Origin of the sequence: Microbacterium sp. W4I20 (assembly GCF_030816505.1) — a bacterium.
Lineage (GTDB): Bacteria > Actinomycetota > Actinomycetes > Actinomycetales > Microbacteriaceae > Microbacterium.
Genome location: NZ_JAUSYB010000001.1, coordinates 3,796,311 through 3,817,806 on the forward strand (window position 1 = coordinate 3,796,311; position 21,496 = coordinate 3,817,806).

20 protein-coding genes, 1 tRNA gene, 1 rRNA gene and 1 riboswitch are annotated in these 21,496 nt (G+C 67.2%); of the genes, 12 read left to right on the forward strand and 10 right to left on the reverse strand.

Annotated features, from left to right (window positions below; translation table 11 throughout):
* Positions 1–3 precede the first annotated feature (3 nt).
* Positions 4–525, reverse strand: coding sequence for an isopentenyl-diphosphate Delta-isomerase (gene idi, locus QFZ21_RS18515; protein ID WP_307380481.1), 522 nt, complete (start codon positions 523–525; stop codon positions 4–6).
* A gap of 80 nt (positions 526–605) precedes the next feature.
* Here idi and QFZ21_RS18520 point away from each other — a divergent pair, with 80 nt between their 5' ends.
* Entirely contained in the window at positions 606–1,274 is a 669-nt protein-coding gene (locus QFZ21_RS18520) for a MarR family winged helix-turn-helix transcriptional regulator (RefSeq protein WP_307380483.1), read from the forward strand.
* A gap of 25 nt (positions 1,275–1,299) precedes the next feature.
* Here QFZ21_RS18520 and QFZ21_RS18525 read toward each other — a convergent pair whose 3' ends face one another.
* The 3 genes from QFZ21_RS18525 to QFZ21_RS18535 all read right to left on the reverse strand — a co-directional run bounded on the left by QFZ21_RS18525 (position 1,300) and on the right by QFZ21_RS18535 (position 3,061).
* The gene (locus tag QFZ21_RS18525; RefSeq protein WP_307380484.1) at positions 1,300–1,644 is read right to left on the reverse strand and encodes an Lsr2 family protein; all 345 of its coding nucleotides are present in this window, start codon (positions 1,642–1,644) and stop codon (positions 1,300–1,302) included.
* A 59-nt stretch (positions 1,645–1,703) separates the two neighbouring features.
* Complete coding sequence (locus tag QFZ21_RS18530; RefSeq protein WP_307380486.1) at positions 1,704–2,030, reverse strand: multidrug efflux SMR transporter; 327 nt, start codon at positions 2,028–2,030, stop codon at positions 1,704–1,706.
* 11 nt (positions 2,031–2,041) lie between these two features.
* Positions 2,042–2,109: riboswitch (guanidine-III (ykkC-III) riboswitch) on the reverse strand.
* A gap of 91 nt (positions 2,110–2,200) precedes the next feature.
* Positions 2,201–3,061, reverse strand: coding sequence for a LuxR C-terminal-related transcriptional regulator (locus QFZ21_RS18535; RefSeq protein ID WP_307380487.1), 861 nt, complete (start codon positions 3,059–3,061; stop codon positions 2,201–2,203).
* A 109-nt stretch (positions 3,062–3,170) separates the two neighbouring features.
* Here QFZ21_RS18535 and QFZ21_RS18540 point away from each other — a divergent pair, with 109 nt between their 5' ends.
* Entirely contained in the window at positions 3,171–3,518 is a 348-nt protein-coding gene (locus QFZ21_RS18540; protein ID WP_307380488.1) for a DUF485 domain-containing protein, read from the forward strand.
* Entirely contained in the window at positions 3,515–5,152 is a 1,638-nt protein-coding gene (locus tag QFZ21_RS18545; RefSeq protein ID WP_307380489.1) for a cation acetate symporter, read from the forward strand. Before QFZ21_RS18540 ends, QFZ21_RS18545 begins: the two co-directional genes overlap by 4 nt.
* A gap of 74 nt (positions 5,153–5,226) precedes the next feature.
* On the opposite strand, the gene QFZ21_RS18550 is transcribed toward QFZ21_RS18545, so the two are convergent.
* A complete protein-coding gene (locus tag QFZ21_RS18550; protein ID WP_307380490.1) occupies positions 5,227–5,739 on the reverse strand; it encodes a methylated-DNA--[protein]-cysteine S-methyltransferase in 513 nt (170 codons plus the stop codon).
* Between the two features lie 230 nt (positions 5,740–5,969).
* Between QFZ21_RS18550 and QFZ21_RS18555 the strand changes: the two genes are divergently transcribed.
* Positions 5,970–9,638 carry an AAA family ATPase gene (locus QFZ21_RS18555; protein ID WP_307380491.1) on the forward strand — a complete coding sequence of 1,223 codons (3,669 nt, stop codon included), beginning with the start codon at positions 5,970–5,972 and terminating at the stop codon, positions 9,636–9,638.
* Positions 9,631–9,834, forward strand: a complete 204-nt coding sequence (locus tag QFZ21_RS18560; RefSeq protein WP_307380493.1) for a hypothetical protein — start codon at positions 9,631–9,633, stop codon at positions 9,832–9,834. The genes QFZ21_RS18555 and QFZ21_RS18560 overlap by 8 nt, the downstream gene beginning before the upstream one ends.
* Before the next feature lie 66 nt (positions 9,835–9,900).
* On the opposite strand, the gene mscL is transcribed toward QFZ21_RS18560, so the two are convergent.
* The 3 genes from mscL to QFZ21_RS18575 are packed head-to-tail and all read right to left on the reverse strand — an operon-like array spanning position 9,901 to position 11,236.
* Positions 9,901–10,323, reverse strand: coding sequence for a large conductance mechanosensitive channel protein MscL (gene mscL, locus QFZ21_RS18565; RefSeq protein ID WP_307380495.1), 423 nt, complete (start codon positions 10,321–10,323; stop codon positions 9,901–9,903).
* A gap of 27 nt (positions 10,324–10,350) precedes the next feature.
* Positions 10,351–10,623 carry an FmdB family zinc ribbon protein gene (locus tag QFZ21_RS18570; RefSeq protein WP_307380496.1) on the reverse strand — a complete coding sequence of 91 codons (273 nt, stop codon included), beginning with the start codon at positions 10,621–10,623 and terminating at the stop codon, positions 10,351–10,353.
* Between the two features lie 16 nt (positions 10,624–10,639).
* Positions 10,640–11,236 carry a 5-formyltetrahydrofolate cyclo-ligase gene (locus QFZ21_RS18575; protein ID WP_307380498.1) on the reverse strand — a complete coding sequence of 199 codons (597 nt, stop codon included), beginning with the start codon at positions 11,234–11,236 and terminating at the stop codon, positions 10,640–10,642.
* Positions 11,237–11,277: 41 nt separating this feature from the next.
* On the opposite strand from QFZ21_RS18575, the gene galU reads away from it, so the two are divergent.
* From galU to QFZ21_RS18600, 5 genes are all read left to right on the forward strand, one after another.
* The gene (galU, locus tag QFZ21_RS18580; protein ID WP_307380499.1) at positions 11,278–12,165 is read left to right on the forward strand and encodes a UTP--glucose-1-phosphate uridylyltransferase GalU; all 888 of its coding nucleotides are present in this window, start codon (positions 11,278–11,280) and stop codon (positions 12,163–12,165) included.
* Positions 12,166–12,210: 45 nt separating this feature from the next.
* Complete coding sequence (locus QFZ21_RS18585) at positions 12,211–12,822, forward strand: GNAT family N-acetyltransferase (RefSeq protein ID WP_307380501.1); 612 nt, start codon at positions 12,211–12,213, stop codon at positions 12,820–12,822.
* A gap of 90 nt (positions 12,823–12,912) precedes the next feature.
* Positions 12,913–13,761 carry a hypothetical protein gene (locus QFZ21_RS18590; protein WP_307380503.1) on the forward strand — a complete coding sequence of 283 codons (849 nt, stop codon included), beginning with the start codon at positions 12,913–12,915 and terminating at the stop codon, positions 13,759–13,761.
* 52 nt (positions 13,762–13,813) lie between these two features.
* Positions 13,814–13,886 (forward strand) — tRNA-Ala (locus QFZ21_RS18595).
* Positions 13,887–14,092: 206 nt separating this feature from the next.
* On the forward strand, positions 14,093–15,658 hold the full coding sequence (locus QFZ21_RS18600; RefSeq protein ID WP_307380505.1) for a CoA-acylating methylmalonate-semialdehyde dehydrogenase: 1,566 nt from the start codon (positions 14,093–14,095) through the stop codon (positions 15,656–15,658).
* Positions 15,659–15,678: 20 nt separating this feature from the next.
* Here QFZ21_RS18600 and QFZ21_RS18605 read toward each other — a convergent pair whose 3' ends face one another.
* The gene (locus QFZ21_RS18605; RefSeq protein WP_307380507.1) at positions 15,679–17,223 is read right to left on the reverse strand and encodes a PucR family transcriptional regulator; all 1,545 of its coding nucleotides are present in this window, start codon (positions 17,221–17,223) and stop codon (positions 15,679–15,681) included.
* Positions 17,224–17,351: 128 nt separating this feature from the next.
* On the opposite strand from QFZ21_RS18605, the gene QFZ21_RS18610 reads away from it, so the two are divergent.
* Positions 17,352–18,683: an aspartate aminotransferase family protein gene (locus QFZ21_RS18610; protein ID WP_307380510.1), complete on the forward strand. Its 1,332-nt coding sequence runs from the start codon at positions 17,352–17,354 to the stop codon at positions 18,681–18,683.
* Between the two features lie 22 nt (positions 18,684–18,705).
* Here QFZ21_RS18610 and QFZ21_RS18615 read toward each other — a convergent pair whose 3' ends face one another.
* Positions 18,706–19,089: a nuclear transport factor 2 family protein gene (locus QFZ21_RS18615; RefSeq protein ID WP_307380511.1), complete on the reverse strand. Its 384-nt coding sequence runs from the start codon at positions 19,087–19,089 to the stop codon at positions 18,706–18,708.
* 658 nt (positions 19,090–19,747) lie between these two features.
* Between QFZ21_RS18615 and QFZ21_RS18620 the strand changes: the two genes are divergently transcribed.
* A 16S ribosomal RNA gene (locus QFZ21_RS18620) occupies positions 19,748–21,270 on the forward strand.
* Positions 21,271–21,496: the final 226 nt, after the last annotated feature.

Genomic DNA, 21,496 nt, shown 5'->3' on the forward strand with positions numbered 1-21,496 from the left:
GGGTCAGACCTCTCCGAGGGCACGGAGCCGGGGGAGCTGCTCGGCGAGCCAGGGGCTGAACGCGAACGGGGTCTGCGTGACCGCGCCGACCAGATCGTCGACCTCGACCCACGCCCACTCGGCCACTTCGTCGGGATCGGCGGAGAGATCTCCGTCGACGACGGCGATGTGCACGGGGCAGATCTCGTTCTCGACGATGCCGCTCGCATCCACGGCGCGGTAGCGGTAGTCGGGGAGGGCCAGGCGGATGCCGGTGAGGCGGATGCCCAGTTCTTCCTGCGCGCGACGCGCCACGGCCTCGAGCATGTCCTCGTCGGGACGGGGGTGGCCGCAGAAGCTGTTGGTCCATACTCCGGGCCACGTTCGCTTGCCGAGCGCGCGACGCGTGACGAGCACACGACCTCGATCGTCCAGGACGTAGCAGGAGAAAGCGAGGTGCAAGGGCGTGTCCTGCGTGTGCACTTCGCTCTTGGGGAGCGTGCCGATGGCGGAGCCGTCTTCCGCGAGGAGCGTCACGTGATCCATCGCCGATGCTCCCGTCCTGATTTCGCTAACTAAGTAAGTAATCAACTTAGCATGAAACCCTTCGTGTGTAACATGATCGCATGGACACGGAGGCCGGCACCACCCCGCGCGAGCGCGCGCGCGCCGACGGTGGCACCGCCGATGCCCCGGAGGAGGCCGCGCGGAACGCGGAACTCCCGCCCGATGGTCTGACGCATGCGGCCATCTACGATGTCGAGTCCAGCGACCCGCGCAGCACGCTGATCGACCGGAGCGGCGTGCCGCCGGAAGATCTCCCGCAGATCGCCTCGGTCATGGAAGCGCTGGCCGGCCTGCGCGACGCCGAGCAGCGGCTCTCGCAGGCATCGCGGCGCTACATGCGTCTCAATGAGACCGACATGCGCGCGCTGCATTATCTGATCGTGTGCGCGAATCGCGGATTGGTAGCGACGCCGAGTGGGATCGCCCATCATCTCGGGATCTCCACCGCGGCGACGACGAAGCTGCTCGATCGGCTGGAGGCGGGCGGGCACACGCGACGCGCGCCCCACCCCTCCGACCGGCGCGCGCTGGCCATCACGATCACGCAGACGACCCGCCATGCGGCGATGGAGACCGTCGGTCGTCAGCAGGCGAAGCGGTTCTATGCGGCGGCACGGCTCAACAGGGCGGAGCGCGACGTGGTCATCCGGTTCCTCGCCGACATGACCGACGAGATCACCCTGCGCGACGAGCCCTGGCTCACGACGACGGCAGAAGAAAGCGCCTGACGTCGACGACGCCAGGCGCTCTCTCTTAGTGTGCGGCGTTGTACGCCTCGACGACGGGGCCGGGAATGCGGCCACGCTCCGACAGCGAATAACCGTTCTCATTCGCCCACGTACGGATGGATGCGACCTCCGGGTTACGCGCGGAGCGCTTGCGAGGCGCAGCCGTTCGGGCCGATCCGGAGGAGCCCGCTTTGCGACCCGCCGAGATGTACGGCTCGAATGCCTTACGCAATTCCTCCACATGATCGACATTCAGATCGATCTCATAGGCGGTGCCGTTGAGCGAGAAATGTACGGTCTCGCCCTCGCCGACCTCCAGCACGCTTCCGTCGATGTCGTCTACTAATTGGTGCACAATTCGTCTGGCCATGGAATTGACCATAGCGCACGCTCATATCGCCGACAAGAAAGTCTGGGGCGATATATCGATTATTCGTGCCCGGTGTCGATCAGCTTCAACCCGACGATGCATCCGACCAGGCCCATCAGCAGAAGAATGCGCACCCAGGAGATCTCGGTGTCGCCCGTGATCATGGCCCAGACGACGGTGAGTGAGGCGCCGATACCGACCCAGACGGCGTAGGCCGTTTCGGTGGCGATATCGCGCATCGCGAATGCGAGGCCGAACATCGACAGCGCCAGGCCGACGAAGAAGATGACACTCGGCCAGAGTTTGGTGAGGCCCTCCGACTTTCCGAGGGCGGTTGCCCAGACGGCCTCGAGAACTCCGGAGACGATGAGAATGATCCACGGCATGATCGGTCCTTTCGGACCAGTCTTTTCGCTCACCGGGTACTGGTCTGCCTCGTCCGGGGCCGGTGATCGCCGACCGTTTCCGATGATATCCGGTTCGCCTGGGCAGGCACTGGGCACGCGTCGAGGCAGGAGGACCGGCAGGAGGACCGGCAGGAGGGCCGGCAGAGGAGTCAGGGGAGCAGGCCGGCGCGCCGCGCCCGCGTCACCGCCGAGTGCCGGGTCGACGCGTCCAGTTTCGACATCGCCGTTCCGAGGTAGGCCTTCACCGTGCCTTCGCGCAGTCCCAGCTGGGAGGCGATCTCGGCATTGGTCGAGCCCAGTGCGGCGCAGGCGAGCACATCGGTCTCGCGTCGCGACAGGTGCACGGTGGGCACGGGGCCGGTCGCCGCAGGGACGGCGTCTCCTGCGAGGGTGACGAGCCGTCTCTCCACCAGGGCGATCCTCGCTCGGAGCTCCGCATCGTCGACCGAGGCCGCGATGCTGCGGAGCTCGGCGAAACTCTCGCGCAGCTCTTCGCGCTGGGGTGCGGCGACCCCTGCCTCGCCCGCCGCTGACGCCGTGCGCAGCCGACGCTGGACCTCGTCGCGGATGCGGAGCTCGTCGGCGACCGACTGAGCGACCTGCATGGCAGGGGCGGTGGTCACTCCGCCGACCTGCTCCTCATCCCAGGCTCCGGCGTAGAGGACTCCCCGTGGCCGCCCCTGCACGACGATCGGAAGGGCGAGAAGAGTGCGCAGGCCCTCGCCGAGCACGAAGACGTCATAGTCGTGGGTGATCTGCTGGGAGGACCCGTAGTCGCTGGTCATCCGCGGGCGCAATTCCATCATGGCGCGCCCGCCGAGCCCGCGCTCGGGGCGCACGCGCAGTCCGTCCAGGGCCCTGGTGCGGTTGCCGACGATGCTGGTGACGCTCACGACCCCTTCCTCGATGAGGCCGCCGAAGGCCACCGGGAAGCGCGTGCGTCTGGCCAGCTCGCGCACCGCATTGGCGACGAGTTCGCCCTCGGATTCGATGGCGACCGGTGAGCTCACGACTACCTACTTTCGGGGGTGACGGCAGTGTTCCCCGGGATCGTAGCGTCGACCCTATCACTCGCGCGACCTCGTCGTGCGGGCACCGGACATGCGGCAAGGAGGCCCCATGAGCGACCAGACCCCAGCGGGTTCGAGCGGCGCGATCGACTACATCGCGATCGAAGAATCCCCCAGATTCCGAACCCTCAAACGCACCCAGAGATCCTTCATCTTCCCGCTCGCAGCATTCTTCCTCATCTGGTATTTCGCCTACGTGCTCCTCGCGGCGTTCGCGACGGACTTCATGGCGCAACGCGTCTGGGGCGATATCACGGTCGGGCTGCTTCTGGGTCTCGGCCAATTCGTCACCACGTTCGCCATCACGATGATCTACGTGTCCTTCGCGAACAGGAAGATCGATCCGCTCGCGACGGAGATCCGTGAAGAACTCGAGAAGGCGCAGGGCCACGCATGATCATCATCCGTACTGCGACCGAACCGGCCGCCATCGAGAGCAATCCCGTTCTCAACATCTCGATCTTCCTGGCTTTCGTGGCCGTGACCCTCTTCATCGTCATCCGGGCCAGCCGCAACAACAAGACGGCCGCCGACTACTATGCCGCTGGCCGCTCTTTCACCGGCCCGCAGAACGGCTTCGCCATCGCGGGCGACTATCTGTCCGCAGCATCCTTCCTCGGCATCTGCGGTGCGATCGCGATCAACGGCTACGACGGATTCCTCTACTCCATCGGATTCCTGGTGGCATGGCTCGTCGCGCTGCTCCTCGTCGCGGAGATGATGCGCAACACCGGCAAGTTCACGATGGCGGATGTGCTCTCGTTCCGTCTGAAGCAGCGTCCGGTGCGCATGGCAGCCGCGATCACCACGCTCGCGGTGTGCTTCTTCTACCTGCTGGCCCAGATGGCCGGCGCGGGCGGACTCGTGTCGCTGCTGCTGGGCATCGACGGTCGCCTCGGGCAGTCCATCGTCATCGCCGTCGTCGGCGTGCTGATGATCGTGTACGTGCTGATCGGCGGGATGAAGGGCACGACCTGGGTGCAGATCGTGAAGGCGTTCCTGCTCATCGGCGGCGCGCTCGCGATGACCATCTGGGTGCTGGCGATCAACGGCTTCAATCTGAACACGCTGCTCGAGGCCGCGGTGGCGAACTCCGACAAGGGCGAGGCCATCCTGGCGCCGGGGCTCCAGTACGGCGCGAACCCCTGGGACTTCCTCTCCCTCGGCATGGCGCTGGTGCTCGGAACCGCGGGACTGCCGCACGTGCTCATGCGGTTCTATACGGTGCCGACCGCCAAAGAGGCGCGGCGGTCGGTCGTCTGGGCCATCTGGCTCATCGGCGGTTTCTACCTGCTGACGCTCGTGCTCGGCTACGGAGCCGGCGCCCTGGTCGGCGCCGACGTGATCGCCGCCGCTCCCGGCGGCGTCAACTCCGCGGCCCCGCTGCTGGCGCTGGAGCTGGGCGGCCCCGTGCTCCTCGGGTTCATCTCGGCCGTGGCGTTCGCGACGATCCTCGCGGTCGTCGCGGGTCTGACCATCACGGCGGCGGCGTCGTTCGCGCATGACATCTACGCCAACGTGATCCAGAAGGGGAAGAAGGATGCCGAGGGTAACCCCGTGGAGGCGGATCCGAACGCCGAGGTGCGCGTTGCGCGCCGCACGGTGATCGTGATCGGCATCCTGGCCATCATCGGCGGGATCGGCGCCCAGGGGCAGAACATCGCCTTCCTCGTGGCACTCGCCTTCGCCGTCGCCGCATCGGCGAACCTGCCGACCATCCTCTACTCGTTGTTCTGGCGGCGCTTCTCGACCAGGGGCGCGGTGTGGAGCATGTACGGCGGTCTCGCATCGGCGATCATCCTGATCGTGCTGTCGCCGGTCTTCTCCGGAACGCCGACCTCGATGATCCCCGGGATCGACATCGCCATCTGGCCGATGAACAATCCCGGCATCGTGTCGATTCCGCTCGGGTTCTTCCTCGGCTGGCTGGGGACCGTCACCAGCTCGCGGAAGGAATCGCCGCAGCTGGCTGCCGAGATGGAGGTGCGCTCGCTCACCGGCTTCGGTGCGGAGAAGGCGACCGAGCACTGACCCCGACCTGTGGATGCACGTGGACCCGGCGGCCTACTCGCCGGGTCCACGTCGTTTCCACCGGATCCCGCAGGTCAGCGGGATTCGAGGTCGAGGAGGAAGCGCTTGCGCTCCGGATGGGCTCCGTACTGCCCCACCGACCCATCGGAACGGACCACGCGGTGCACCGGGACGATGATCGAGAAGGGGGTGAGCCGGCAGGCCGTGCCGACGGCCCGCGCCGCACCGGGGTGCCCGGCGAGCACCGCGACCTCGCCGTAGCTGAGCGTCTCGCCCCAGCCGATGGTGCAGATCGTCTGCAGCGCGATCAGCGGGAATCCCTGGACGAGCTGCCAATCGAGGCGCACGTGGTCCTCGAACCGTACGGGTTCCCCCTCGAAGTAGTCGCGCAGCAGATGCGCGAGCTCGTCGGCGGCGCCCGGATCGGGTTCGGGCATCGCGCCCAGCTGCCGGGCGACCCCCTCGAGAAGCCACGGGACGGAGGGATCTGCGGATTCGGAGAGGTCGAACCGGACGATGCCCTCGTCGGAGAACACCGCGAGCGCGTCGCCGAAGGGCGTCGGAGCGAAGTCGTAGCGGAACGTCATGCCCCCATCCTGACCGGACTGGGTGACCCCCAGGAGCATCGAGCACGCTCGAGGTGGAGAACCGTGCGAGTGCGGCCAGTGTTGCAGGAGTAGTCAGGAAGAGTAGAGAGGGGCCAGAATTCCGGTGAAACCCGCCCGGGATACCCGGGCTCGCGCCGTCCCGCGCCTAGGGTGTCAATGTGTGGCGACGAGAAGAGAGATCTGCGGACGACGCAGTGGCGGATGCCGCTGTGACCCTCGGTGATCTGCACGAGTCCGCCACCGGCATCGACGTCGCGCACGCCGCGGAGGCGGAACGCACCCGGCTCCGCGCGGAAGCGGCCGATCTGGGCGGGCCCTCGCCCCTCGTCGGATTCCGGGATCGCCCCGAGTCCGGAATCGACATCTCGAAGGCGCATCCCGGCAGTCTTCCGCAGTTCATCACGGGCAAGTCGACGCTCCTCTCCAATCTGTTCCGCGACGAGGTTGGACTGCGTACCGCCCGACTCGCCGCCGAGCGCATCACGGCGAAGAACACCGAGCTGCGCACGGTCCGGGGCATCGAGGCGGTCTACCTCGCGGTCGGTGTCGCGCACTGGCGCATCGGGGGAGCGGGTTTCGCCGCCCCCGTGCTGCTGCGACCGCTGGCGATCCGGCGCCACCACTCCGACTTCGAGCTGAAGCTGCAGGGGGCGTTCGACGTCAACCCGGAACTCGTGCGCATCGCGCAGGACCACTTCGGCATGACGATCGATGCGGCAGCGCTCGCCGCCCTCGCCTACGACGGCGGCATCTTCAAGCCGCAGCCGGTGATCGACAGCCTCCGAGCCATCACGCGATCGATCGACACGTTCTCGGTGGAGCCGCGACTGGTCGTCTCGACCTTCGCGGATGTCGCCGGTGCGATGGCGCGCGACGGCGGAAGTCTCGATCACCCGGTGCTCAATGCCCTGGCTGGGCACGTGGGCGATCGTGAACAGGTCTCCGCTCCGCGCGCGGCGCCGCACCACACCTCCCCGGACGACCGTGCTCCGGCATCCGACAATCTGCTCCTCGATGCGGATGCCGAGCAGGAGGCGGTGCTCGCCCGTATCGCGGCCGGGCATTCCCTCACCGTCGCGACGCTCCCCGGCACCGGCGGAACGCAGACCGTGATCAACGCGCTCGGCGAACTCGTACGCGGGGGGAAGCGCGTGCTCGTCGTCTCCGCCCGCCGATCGACCCTCGACGGCGTGCGCCATCGGCTCGCCGGAATCGGGCTGGACAGTCTCGCGATCTCCCCGGCAAGTGTCCGTCGCGACCTCGTGCGCGCCATCGGCCGCAACGAGAAGGCGACCGCGCCCAAGGTCGGCGAGGTCGACGACGCTCTGGTGCGGTTGCGCACCGTGCTGCGGGACTACCGGCAGGCGCTCACCGCGCCGGTCGCCGGTACCGACGCCTCCGTGCTCGACGCCACCCGCCACCTCACTCGCCTCGCCTCGCTCCCGGTTCCGCCGTCGACGACCGCACGCCTCGGCATCGATGCCCTGCGGCGCCTGGCCGCCGATCGGTCGGATGCGGCGGCGGCCCTCGCCCAGGCCGCGAGGCTCGGCGAGTTCCGCTTCGGACCTGACGACTCGCCCTGGTACGGGGTGACGTTCGCGAGCACCGAGGCGGCGCGCGCGGCGCACGAGCTGGCCGGCCGGCTGCACTCCAGCAGCGTGCCGGCGCTCCTCGAGCGCGGGTACGAGCTGATCGCCCAGACGCACATGCGCCCGTTCTCGACCGTCGACGAGCTCGGCGAGTACCTGCGCCTGCTGCAGGGGATCCGCGATTCTCTCGACCGGTTCAGCCCCACCGTCTTCGAGCGCCCGCTCGGCGAACTCATCCAGGCGCACGGCTCGCGCCGGGACGCACCGGGTCTGTCCGGCGCGAATCGTCGGCGCCTGCGTCGCCTGGCGAAGGAGTATGTGCGACCAGGGGTCCACGTCACCGAGATGCACGAGGCGCTGCTGCGCATCCAGACCCAGCGCACCCAGTGGCAGCGTTGCGTCGAGGCCGGGGTCGCACCCGAGGTCCCGCTCGGACTCGCCGACGTCTCCTCGGCATGGCAGCGGGTCGAGGCCGAACTCGCCGAGCTGGATGCCGCGCTCGGTCGCCGTGAGCCGCTGGCCTCTCTGCCGGTCGCCCGGCTGGTCCGTACGCTCGCCGGCCTCGCCGCGAAGTCCGACGTCTTCGAGAACCTCGTCGAGCGCGCCCAGCTGCGCGACCGGCTCGCACTGCTCGGCCTGGGACCGCTGCTGGCGGAGCTCTCGGTGCGTCACGTGTCGGAGTCCCGGGTCGGCGATGAGCTGGAGTTCGCGTGGTGGCAGTCGCTCCTGGAGCGCGCCCTGCAGGACAATCGTGCTCTCCTCGGCGCCAACACCGCGGTCGTCGACCGCCTCGAACGGGATTTCCGACTGGTCGACGAGGCGCACGCCGCGATGGCCGGGCCATTGCTGGCGTGGCAGCTCGCGAATCAGTGGCGCATCGCCATCGTCGACGAGCCCCAGCAGTCGCAGCACCTGCGCCGGGCCCTCACCCAGCCTGCTTCGACGACCGCCGAGGTGGTGAGCGCGGCGCCGACGCTCGTCGACGTGCTCGCGCCCGTCTGGATCTCGTCGCCGTATCTGGTGCCCGAGATCCCCGACTCCGTCGAGTTCGACACGGTGCTCCTCGTCGACGCCGCGGCGATCAACCTCGCCGAGGCCGCACCCGCGATCCGTCGCGCGCGCCAGATCGTCGCGTTCGGCGACCCGGTGACGCAGCGCCCGACGCCGTTCCACATCGCCGTGGACCCGGTCGACACCTGGGAGCCCGAGGTCGCGTTCGACGATGTCTCGGTGTTCGAGCGCCTGTCCGAGCTCCTCCCGGTCATGACGCTCACGCGCAGTTACCGCGCGGGCGGCGAGGACCTCGCGGAACTCATCAACGACGCCTTCTACGGTGGCGAGATCGTCTCCCTGCCGTGGGCGGGATCGTATCTCGGCCGAGGCAGTCTCACTGTCGACTACGTCGAGGGCGGCACGGGAGCCCCCGACCCGGTCTCGGGTGCGGTGGAGAGCCCGGATGCTGAGGTGGCCCGCGTTGTCACGCTGGTCGTCGAGCACGCCATCCACCGGCCATCCGAGTCGCTCATGGTGGTCACCGCGAGCGCACGGCACGCCGAGCGCGTGCGCGCCGCCGTCACGACGGCCTTCGCCGGTCGGTCAGACGTGGCCGACTTCGTGGGCCGCGACACGGTCGAGCCCTTCGCCGTGCTCACGCTCGAGGAGTCGGTGGCGGAGAGTCGCGATCGGGTGATCTTCTCGCTCGGCTTCGGTCTCACGAAGCACGGGCGTGTGCTCAGCGACTTCGGTGACCTCTCGACACCCGACGGCGAGCGGCTGCTCACCGTCGGCATGACCCGCGCGCGTCGGTCGATGGTGATCGTGTCGTCCATCCGTCCCTCGTCCTTCGACGACGGGCGGCTCGAGCACGGGGCGGCCACGCTCATGTCGATCCTCGGCGGTCTCGCCGCGCGCAGCAGGGATGCGCGCCTGGAGGATCTCGCCGATCCGCTGACCCTCGCCCTGGCGCGGGAACTGCGCCGCCTCGGCGCGTCCGTCGATGTCGACTACCGCGGTCTGCTTCCGCTGGTCGCGCAGCATGACGGCAAGGCCGTGGTGATCGAACCCGATCCGGAATCCCGGGGGGAGTCGCTGCGCGAGACGCTGCGGCTGCGACCGCACGTGCTCCGCCGGCTCGGCTGGCACTACGTGCGCGTGCACGCGTTCGATCTGTACAGCGATCCGGTCACCGCTGCGACCCGGATCGCCGCCGTGCTCGGCATCTCCGAGTCGGCACCACGCGTCGAGAACGACACGCAGCCGATCGACGTCATCGACACCGAGAATGACTGAAGAGCCGGATGCTGCGCCGCGCCAGCGCGTGGTGCGGGTGCCCGGCTCTCGTCGCGCGCGGCTGACCCCGGTGCCCGGCAGCGACCCCGAACCGGAGACGGCGGTACCCGCCGCTGACACCGGTCCCCGTCGTCCACAGGGCGCCAAAGGCCCCAACGACGACCGTCTCGTGCAGGACGTTCCGCCGCACTACTGACGGAGAGACGAGAGAAGCGCACGGCCCGTTCGCGGGCCGTGCGCTTCTCTCGTGCGGGCGCTGATGTCAGGCGCGGGCGTTCTTCGCCAGCAGGTCGCGGATCTCGACGAGCAGCTCGGACTCGGTGGCCGCGGCCGGCTCATCCTCCGGCGCCTCCGCGCGCGTGCCCTTGCGGGCCTCGACGTGCGCCTTGAAGGTGTTCATCGGCAGCACGAACACGAAGTACACGACCAGCGCGACGGCGAGGAAGCTGATGATCGCCGAGAGCAGTTCGCCGAGCGGGAAGGTGACCTTGTCGCCGTAGATGCTCGTGAGCTGAGGGCCGAACTTGCCCGTGGCATCCGCTTTGAAGAAGAGCGAGACGAGCGGCGTGATGATGCTGGCGACCACCGAGTTCACGATCGCCGTGAACGCACCTCCGATGACGACGGCGACGGCAAGGTCGATGACGTTGCCTCGCAGGATGAAGTCCTTGAATCCTTTGAGCATGGGAACCCCCAGATGTTCGTTCTGGCCTCAGGAAGAGGCCGGAGTCGATGCGGCCGCCGGCTTGGGGCTTGTCGTCGACTCCGCCTTCGATGATGCCGAAGCATCCTTGCCACCGCCAGTATTCTGGCGCGAGTCCGTGCGGTAGAAGCCGGAGCCGTTGAAGGTCACCCCGATCGATCCGTACTGCTTGCGCAGCGCGCCCCCGCACTCGGGGCACTCGGTGAGCGTGTCGTCGGAGAAGCTCTGCACGATGTCGAACTTGTGTCCGCACGATGAGCAGGCATAGGCATAGGTGGGCATTCGCGGGTCCTTGCGGTCAGCGTCGCGGGGGCGACAGTTCCAGGGTCTGCGACGGGGTGACGACGCCGTTCACCGGCTGGTCGTGCACCTCCCGCGGCAGGGAGTCGAGTATCTCGGAATCATAGATGACCGCGTACACCGGCGGGCATTTCTCCATCGAGCCGATGGTCTTGTCGAAGTAGCCGCGGCCCCATCCCATCCGCATCCCCGACCGGTCGACGGCCGCGGCGGGGACGATCATCAGATCGACGTCGTTCACCGCGATCGGCCCCAGCACCTCGCCGGTCGGCTCGGGCAGGCCGTAGAGGCCCTCCGCGATCTCGTCGTCGGCGGTGGCGACGGCCCAGTCCAGCAGGCCGTCGGCGCGGGTCACGGGAAGAAGCACGCGGATGCCGCGGCGCACGGCGCGGCTCACGAACTCGCGGGTGCCGGGCTCGGTGGTGGTGGAGAGGAAGCAGGAGATCGACCGCACCCCGAGGGAGTCGATCAGGGCGTCGAGGCGCTCGCCGATCGCGGATGCCGCGGCAGCGCGCTGCGAGTCGGAGAGCAGCTGACGTCGTTCGCGGAGTTCGGCGCGCAGTGCGCGCTTGGCGTGTTCGACGTCGTTCGACATGGCTCCGAGTCTACGGCGGAGCACCCCGCTAGGCTGTGAGGATGGGTGAGCACACGATCAAGGCCGTCATTCCTGCTGCAGGATTGGGGACGCGGTTCCTGCCGGCGACGAAGGCGATGCCGAAGGAGATGCTCCCGGTCGTCGACAAGCCGGCGATCCAGTATGTGGTGGAAGAAGCCGCGGACGCCGGGATCGACGACATCCTCGTCATCATCGGGCGCAACAAGAACGCGATCTCGAATCACTTCGACTCGGTCCCCGAGCTCGAGGTGAAGCTGATGGAGAAGGGTGACGACGGTCGTCTGGCCAGCGTCATGAAGTCGAGCGACCTCGCCGACATCCACTTCGTGCGTCAGGGCGAGCCCAAGGGCCTCGGCCACGCCGTGCTGCGGGCGCGCACCCACGTCGGCGACAGCTCCTTCGCGGTGCTCCTCGGCGACGACCTGATCGACGAGCGCGATCCGCTGCTCACCGACATGATCGCCGAGCACGAGCGCTCCGGCGCCGCAGTCATCGCACTGATGGAGGTCGACCCGGCCAGCATCCACATGTACGGCGCCGCCGCCGTGGAGACGATCGAAGGATCGGACAATGTCCGCGTGACCGGCCTCGTGGAGAAGCCGGCCCAGGAGGATGCTCCCTCCAACCTCGCGATCATCGGCCGCTACGTGCTGCCGGCATCCGTCTTCGAGATCCTGGAGCGCACCGAGCCCGGCAAGGGCGGCGAGATCCAGCTGACCGACGCGCTGCAGGAGATGGCGGCAGATGCCGACGGCCCCGGCGTGGTCGGCGTCATCTTCCGCGGACGCCGCTACGACACCGGCGACCGCGTCGACTACATCAAGGCGATCGTGCAGCTGGCATCGGACCGTGAGGACCTCGGTCCGGAGCTGCGTCCCTGGTTGAAGGAGTTCGCGGAACGCCTCTAGGCGACTCTGCGGGCGTCGGGACGAGTCATGGATCTGGCGGCGGGAATGAGACACGGACCGATCGAGCTCCGGCTCGTGCGCACGAAGGACGCCCGCGCACTGCAGTCGGAACTGCTCGCGAACCGGTCCTGGCTGCAGCCGTGGGAGGCGACCGTGCCGTACGGCGCGGTGTCGTTCGACATGCGGCTGAGCATCCGGCGGCTGCTGCAGCAGCATCGCGACGGGGCCGGCTACCCGTTCGTCATGGAATACGACGGAGAGATCGCCGGACAGCTCAATGTCTGGGGCGTCTCGCGCGGCTCCCTGTGCTCGGCGACCATCGGGTACTGGGTGAGTGAGCGGTTCGCCGGCCGGGGGATCACTCCGACGGCTGTGGCCCTCGCGACCGATGCCTGCTTCGTCGAGTACGGCCTGCACCGCATGGAGATCTGCATCCGTCCGGAGAACGCGGCCAGCCTTCGCATCGTGCAGAAGCTGGGCTTCCGCTACGAGGGGCTGCGTCGGCGCTACATCCACATCGACGGCGACTGGCGTGATCACTACGCCTTCGCGCTGACCCGTGAGGATGTGCCGCAGGGCGTGCTGGCCCGCTGGATCAACGGTCAGGTGCCGCCAGATGCCGCGACGGTGCCGCCGTCCGACCGTCTGACGCTCTGAGCGACTGACCGGGGATCCGCCGGACGCGAATGCGTCGCGACACGCTCCGCCTGCGGGGCTCAGCGGCCCGCAGCGTTTACCGTTGACCCTATGGACGGGCCGGTGCTGAGCGGGGGAGTGATCGTGCTCGTCGCTGTGCTCCTGTGGATGCTCTATCTGCTCCCGTCCTGGCGCGGCCGCTTCCAGTACAACGCCGCGGAACGCAACGCCGTGCGTCTGAATCAGGCGCTGCGCGTGCTCGCCGAGACGAGCGAGACGCCGAACGAGGTGCGCTTCGAGTTGAACGCCCGCACCGTACTCGCCCAGCAGAAGCTGGCGAAGCGTGTGCAGGCCGAACGGGAAGCCGCCGAGCTCGAGTCGTTGCGGGAAGAACTCGCGGCGACGCGCGCCGATCCCGCGGTCCGTCGCGCACGCGCCCGTCGCCGGGTTCGGGCGGTCGCCACCACGGCGCTGATCCTCGGGCTCGTCGTCGGTGGTCTCGGCATCTGGCAGATTCTCGCTTCGGGGGCGCAGGTATTCGCCTGGACCGGGGGAGCGCTCGTCGTCCTCGCCGGGCTGACACTGCAGCGGATGGCGTCCGTGGCGCAGCGCGCCGGTCGTCGGCCGCAGGTCGCCGAGGTCCCTGTGCAGGAACGCATCGCTCCCGAGCTGCATGATCAGGGCCGGGCCACCTGGACACCGCGCCCCCTGCCGGAACCACTGGTGACAGTCGCGGGCTCGCGAGCGCAGACGGCTCGGGCGGAGATCGAAGCTCAGGAAGAACGTCGCAAGGCGGCAAGGGTCGCCGCGCTCCGTGCGCGCGCAGAGGAGATGTCGGCACCTGCCGCTCCGGCGCAGATCCCGGCAGCCTCTTCGCCTTACGCGCGCATGGGCTTCGTCGACGATGCCGAGATCGAAGCGCACGTGCGGGAACTGCTGTCTCGACGGGCTGCCGGTTGATCGATCGCGACGCGAGCGGCTCTCACGTCGTGATAGCGTAGAAGTCGTTCACGGGCCTATGGCGCAGTTGGTAGCGCGCCTCGTTCGCATCGAGGAGGTCAGGGGTTCGAATCCCCTTAGGTCCACAGAACAGACGGCCGATCAGACATGAGAGATCATGACTGATCGGCCGTTTTTGACGTTCTCCCGTCCTGGATCGGCCGCGATGGCGACCTCGACGCGATCTGCCTCAATGTCGGTGGTTCACGAAGATCTCCGACGTTCTGGCACCGTTCCGGCCGGCGTCGGCTTGCTTCAATGGTCTCAACCGTCCCCGACCTCGAGGTGAATCGTGACCATTGCCGCCCCATCCGCCGTCGAAGCCGCACACTCCTCCGCCCCGGTGATCGCGCACTGGATCGACGGCGCCCTGCGCCCCTCGGACTCGGGTCGGACCGCCCCGGTCTTCAATCCGGCCTCGGGCGCGGTGCAGGCGCATGTCGCGCTCGCCGACCAGGCCGAGATCGATGAGGCGATCGCCTCGGCGGATGCCGGCTTCCGAATCTGGTCCGGGTACTCGATCGCGAAGCGGCAGTCGGTGCTGTTCGCGTTCCGGGAGATCCTGAACGCGCGCAAGCGCGAGCTCGCCGAGTTGATCACGTCGGAGCACGGCAAGGTGGTCTCCGACGCGATGGGTGAGATCCTCCGCGGCCAGGAGGTCGTCGAGCTCGCGACCGGGTTCCCGCATTTCATCAAGGGCGCGTTCAGCGAGAACGCCTCCTCCGGCATCGACGTCTACTCGCTCAAGCAGCCGCTCGGGGTGGTCGGCGTCATTTCGCCCTTCAACTTCCCGGTCATGGTGCCGCTGTGGTTCGTGCCGATCGCGATCGCGGCCGGCAACGCCGTGGTGCTGAAGCCGAGCGAGAAGGATCCGTCCGCCGCCCTCTGGTTGGCGAAGGTGTGGCAGGAGGCGGGGCTTCCGGACGGCGTCTTCACCGTCCTGCAGGGTGACAAGCTCGCGGTCGACGGGCTGCTCGAGTCACCGGTGGTGCAGTCGATCTCGTTCGTGGGGTCGACCCCGATCGCGCAGTACATCTACGAGACGGCATCGAAGAACGGCAAGCGCGTGCAGGCGCTGGGCGGCGCGAAGAATCACATGCTGGTGCTGCCGGATGCCGACCTCGACCTGGTCGCCGACAACGCCGTGAACGCGGGATTCGGCGCCGCGGGGGAGCGCTGCATGGCGATCTCGGTTGTCCTCGCGGTCGAGCCCGTCGCCGACGACCTGATCGCGAAGATCAGCGACCGTATCGCGGCACTGAAGATCGGCGACGGCGCGGGCGTCGACGGCGTCGAGCCCGACATGGGGCCGCTCATCACCGACGTGCACCGCGACAAGGTCTCGTCCTACGTCGACATCGCCGAAGCGGACGGTGCCACCATCGTCGTCGACGGTCGAGGCTTCACGGTCGACGGCCACGAAGACGGCTTCTTCTTCGGTCCGACCCTGATCGACGGCCTTCCCACCACCTCCCGCGCGTACACCGAGGAGATCTTCGGCCCGGTGCTCTCGGTCGTCCGCGTCGCCTCGTACGACGAGGGTCTCGCCCTGATCAACTCGGGTGAGTTCGGCAACGGCACCGCGATCTTCACGAACGACGGTGGTGCGGCCCGTCGCTTCCAGAACGAGGTGCAGGTGGGCATGATCGGCATCAACGTGCCGATCCCCGTGCCCGTCGCCTACCACTCGTTCGGCGGCTGGAAGAAGTCGCTGTTCGGCGACGCGAAGGCATACGGCGTGCACGGCTTCGACTTCTTCACGCGCGAGAAGGCCGTCACCAGCCGCTGGATCGACCCCGCCTCCCGCAACGACTCCGCGCACGGCGGCATCAACCTCGGATTCCCGCAGAACAGCTGAGACCGCGCTTCCTGCTGCGGTCAGACGCGAGTCAGCTGCAGCGCTCCCCAGAGCTCGCTGCGGGCGGCGAAGGTGTCGAGATCCATACCCAGAAGGCCGGCGGCGGCATCGACTCGCGCCCGCAGGGTGTGGCGATGGATGCCGAGGGCCTTGGCCGTGGGATCCCACGCGCCGTTGTGCTCGAGCCAGACCTCGAGCGTGCGGCGAAGGCCGGCCGGAGCCTGGGGGTGCTGCAGAGGCAGCAGCATCCGCAGGGCGATGTCGTGCGCACCGGTGTGCTCGAGATGGCCGATCAGCCCGCCGAGCGCGACATCGTCGAACTCCACGATCTGCTGCTCGGGCGTCGCGCGCGCTAGCGCCCGCTCGGATTCGGTCGATGCCTCGGCGAAGCGCTCCCATGTGGCGGCGGCGGAGAATCCGGCGCGGGCGCCCTGACGACCCAGCACGGCGAGCAACTCGGTGCGGTCGCTGTCCGGGGTCACCGTCACGATGCGCTCGCTGCGCTCGGCGAAGAACAGCGTCTCTCGGCCGTCGGCCGCCAGCAGTTCGAGCGCCGCTCGCAGGGTCTGCGCCGTCCCCTCGTCGTGCGCCGGGAGGGCGACGCTCCCGACGCGTAACGGTTCCGCGGGGAGGGGACCCCAGAGGTGCTCGACCGTGCGCTGGGCGACCTCGGTCATCCCCGCCGTCAGCAGTTCCAGTACACCGGAGCGCAAGCGCCTTCGCGCATCGTCGAGTGTGCGGCTCTGCTCGAGCGCGATGCTTGCCAGTGCGATGACCGCGTCGACGAGGTCGGCGCGTGCGCGATCGAGTGCGCCCGTTCCCGTGCCGACCGCCAGTATGCCGCGCAGGTCTCCGCGCTGGCCGAGGGTCTGCAGAGTGACCTCGCCGACGGTGCCTCCGACCCCGGCGCCGGCGATGCTCAGGCGCACGGCCGCGGCCCGCCCGCGCGCGAGCATATCCGTCACGGCCTCCGCGATCTCGGGGGCGAGGGCCGGCGGGATCGCGCGCTGCGTCGGCACCTGCATCCGAGCGCCGGAGGCGTCGAACAGCGCCACCCAGCAGTCCAGGTTGCGTTCCAGCTCGCGCAGGATCTCGGTGAGGCCGTCGGGACGGAGCGCGGCACGTGCGACTGAGCGCTGCGCTGCGAGTGACTGCTCCAGCATCCGGCGATCGTCTTCGGCGACCGCATCGGAGACGAAGCGGATGATGCCCATGAACGGGGTGTCCCGAGGGATCTCGAGAAGCGGCAGCCCGCTCGCGGTCGCGGCACCGATCAGCTCGTCGGGGATGGCGTCGTGCACGATGCCGGTCGCGAAGCCGAGCGCGAGCACACCGTGGTCGACGAGTCTCTGCGCGTATGGCCCGGCGAGTGCGGGGGTGGGGCCGGCGAACTGCCCGCCGTCTGTCAGGAGCAGACCGCCGGAACCGAGCCACGGCGTGGGGTCGGGCAGGTCCGAGCTGTGCGCCCAGAGCACGGCCGTGTCGCGGAGCGCGTCGTCGACCCCACTGACCGGGCGCAGGTCGAAGCGCGATTCGTTCAGCAGGGCGCGGAGAGTGGCAGGCATTCCCGCATCCTGTCGGATGCCGTTCTGTCCGTCAACCGCAGGGTCGATCGACGGATTGGCGCTCAGTGGTTATACGCTTGGTTGAGAGAATCAGGATGCTGCCACCGCCCCGGATCCGGAGGATGTCCATGTCGTTCCCCTCGCCCGCCGCCGCTTCGACGCTCAGCAACGCCGACGTGTCGAACGCCGACCGTTCGCGCGTGTTCCACTCCTGGTCGGCCCAGGGCTCGCTCAACCCGCTGCCGCTCGCGGGCGGCGAGGGCACGACGGTGTGGGATGCCGACGGCAACCGCTACCTCGACTTCTCGAGTCAGCTCGTCAACGTGAACATCGGCCACCAGCATCCGAAGGTCGTCGCGGCGATCCAGGCGCAGGCGGAGGTGCTCACCACCGTCGCACCGGCCCATGCGAACGCGGTGCGCGCCGAGGCCGCGCAGCTCATCGTCGACATCGCGCCCGAGGGCTTCGAGAAGGTGTTCTTCACGAACGGCGGCGCCGACGCCATCGAGAATGCGATCCGCATGGCGCGGCTCTTCACCGGCCGTGACAAGATCCTCTCCACCTATCGCTCCTACCACGGCAACACGGGAGCCGCAGTGGTCGCGACCGGTGACTGGCGCCGCCTGCCGAACGAGTACTCCCGCGGACACGTGCACTTCTTCGGACCGTACCTGTATCGCTCCGAGTTCTGGGCGACGACGCCCGAGGAGGAATCGGCCCGCGCGCTGCATCACCTCGAGCGTGTCGTGCAGTCCGAAGGACCGGACGGCATCGCCGCGATCCTGCTCGAGACCATCCCCGGCACGGCCGGCATCCTGACGCCACCTCCCGGATACCTGGCGGGCGTCCGCGAGATCGCCGACCGCTACGGCATCCTGCTCATCCTCGACGAAGTGATGGCCGGCTTCGGCCGCTCCGGCGAATGGCTCGCACTCGACGCCTTCGGCGTGCGGCCCGACCTCATCACCTTCGCGAAGGGCGTGAACTCCGGATATGTGCCGATCGGCGGGGTGATCATCCCCGGCGAGATCGCGCACCACTTCGACGACCGCGTCTTCCCCGGCGGACTCACCTACTCCGGCCACCCGCTGGCAGCGGCGAGTGTCGTCGCGACGATCACCGCCATGCGCGAGGAGGGGATCGTCGACAACGCCCGGCGCATCGGCGCCGAGGTCATCGGCCCGCGTCTCGAAAAACTCGCCTCGCGTCATGAGCTCATCGGCGAGGTGCGCGGGAGCGGTGTGTTCTGGGCCGTCGAGCTCGTCGAAGACCGCGACACTCGGGCGCCGCTCGCCGCCTCCTCGATCGGGGCGCTGAAGAGCGACCTGCTGTCGCGCGGACTGCTGCCGTTCTTCGCGGACAATCGCCTGCATGTCGTGCCGCCGTGTGTGATCACCGCCGAGGAGGCGACGCGCGGGCTCGACCTCATCGACGAAGCACTGGCGGCTTTCCGGCGTTAGGTGAAGTCGATCGGGTTCGTGCTCACCCCCAGAACAGGTCTTCCGCCCGCTGGTCCTCGCTGATCAGCCACACCTCGGCGATCCGATCGCCTTCGATCCGGAAGACGTCGACACCGTGCTGGTCGAGATCGACGGCGCCGTCGCGTCGTGCGGTGAAGCGCACGGTGGTCGAGACGAGGTCGCCGCTCTCCGTCGCCGATTCCGTCACGAGCGTGAAGGTGCCTGCACTCCGCTCCATGAATGCACCGAGATGGGCCACGACGGCCGCGGGGCCCACATGGTCGCCCGACAGCGAGTTGGCGCCGGGCTGATGCCACACCACGTCCGCGGTCAGCGTGCGCGCCAGTGCGTCCATGTCTCCTGCCGCCACTGCGGCGCCGTAGCGTTCCCTGCACGAACCTCTCAAGGCTTTGCAGGTCTGGGCCGAGTCCCATTCGAGGGTGTGCTCGAGGCGCAGGAGCGGTACGACTCGGCCGAGGATGAACGCACGCTCGCGCCGAGGGCGGGGGAGGTGTCGTGAGCGATCGCCTCGGCATCCCCGGGGAGCGGTCTGGCCGCGTGCTGACGCGGAACCCGGTGCGACACGCCCGGCGGTCGCCCGCGATTTGCCGGACCCCCGGGATCCGCGTAAGTTATTACTTGTTCGCCCCAAACGGTTGAGCGGAGGTCCTCGGACCGGCTCCCGTCAAGTAACGAACACTTCCCGAATCCAGAACAACTCAGTGAGTGTTCCAGATGAAGGAACTGCCTCGATCCCTCGAGCAGGTCGCCGGAAGGCGATTTGACAACGGGAACGAGATCAGTAAGATAGAGAAGTTGCCCTTCGGGCCTGGCTGTGATGGCTGGGTCGTGGGAGCATCCGATCCTTGAGAACTCAACAGCGTGCACTTGTCAAATGCCAAATTATCCTCGTCTCCACTTCGGTGGGGGTGAGAATTCCTTTGGATCAAAGACCAACCTCCTTGTGGGGTTGGCATTCGGATGAAGTCAGCAATGATGTCATCTCTTTGGTCAGCATCAAACTCGCTGCGTCACCGTTTTCCCGGTGGGGTATGCATTTCTTTTTTACGGAGAGTTTGATCCTGGCTCAGGATGAACGCTGGCGGCGTGCTTAACACATGCAAGTCGAACGGTGAAGCCCAGCTTGCTGGGTGGATCAGTGGCGAACGGGTGAGTAACACGTGAGCAACCTACCCCTGACTCTGGGATAAGCGCTGGAAACGGCGTCTAATACTGGATATGTACCACGATCGCATGGTCTGTGGTTGGAAAGATTTTTCGGTTGGGGATGGGCTCGCGGCCTATCAGCTTGTTGGTGAGGTAATGGCTCACCAAGGCGTCGACGGGTAGCCGGCCTGAGAGGGTGACCGGCCACACTGGGACTGAGACACGGCCCAGACTCCTACGGGAGGCAGCAGTGGGGAATATTGCACAATGGGCGCAAGCCTGATGCAGCAACGCCGCGTGAGGGATGACGGCCTTCGGGTTGTAAACCTCTTTTAGCAGGGAAGAAGCGAAAGTGACGGTACCTGCAGAAAAAGCGCCGGCTAACTACGTGCCAGCAGCCGCGGTAATACGTAGGGCGCAAGCGTTATCCGGAATTATTGGGCGTAAAGAGCTCGTAGGCGGTTTGTCGCGTCTGCTGTGAAATCCGGAGGCTCAACCTCCGGCCTGCAGTGGGTACGGGCAGACTAGAGTGCGGTAGGGGAGATTGGAATTCCTGGTGTAGCGGTGGAATGCGCAGATATCAGGAGGAACACCGATGGCGAAGGCAGATCTCTGGGCCGTAACTGACGCTGAGGAGCGAAAGGGTGGGGAGCAAACAGGCTTAGATACCCTGGTAGTCCACCCCGTAAACGTTGGGAACTAGTTGTGGGGTCCATTCCACGGATTCCGTGACGCAGCTAACGCATTAAGTTCCCCGCCTGGGGAGTACGGCCGCAAGGCTAAAACTCAAAGGAATTGACGGGGACCCGCACAAGCGGCGGAGCATGCGGATTAATTCGATGCAACGCGAAGAACCTTACCAAGGCTTGACATATACGAGAACGGGCCAGAAATGGTCAACTCTTTGGACACTCGTAAACAGGTGGTGCATGGTTGTCGTCAGCTCGTGTCGTGAGATGTTGGGTTAAGTCCCGCAACGAGCGCAACCCTCGTTCTATGTTGCCAGCACGTAATGGTGGGAACTCATGGGATACTGCCGGGGTCAACTCGGAGGAAGGTGGGGATGACGTCAAATCATCATGCCCCTTATGTCTTGGGCTTCACGCATGCTACAATGGCCGGTACAAAGGGCTGCAATACCGTGAGGTGGAGCGAATCCCAAAAAGCCGGTCCCAGTTCGGATTGAGGTCTGCAACTCGACCTCATGAAGTCGGAGTCGCTAGTAATCGCAGATCAGCAACGCTGCGGTGAATACGTTCCCGGGTCTTGTACACACCGCCCGTCAAGTCATGAAAGTCGGTAACACCTGAAGCCGGTGGCCTAACCTTTTTGGAGGGAGCCGTCGAAGGTGGGATTGGTAATTAGGACTAAGTCGTAACAAGGTAGCCGTACCGGAAGGTGCGGCTGGATCACCTCCTTTCTAAGGAGCATCTGACACCTCTTGTAGGTGTCCAGAACCCAGATCGAAGGCGTTCGTTCTTCGCTGGGAGCTCATGGGTGGAACATTTGACATGGCATCAGGATCTGATCCTGGAATTAGTACACCGCTTGCGGTTGGAAGGTTCTGGGTGAGGGGGTGGGTGTCTGCACGCTGTTGGGTCCTGAGGGACCGGATGCGGGTCTTCGGATCCGAATCTGTACCTCTG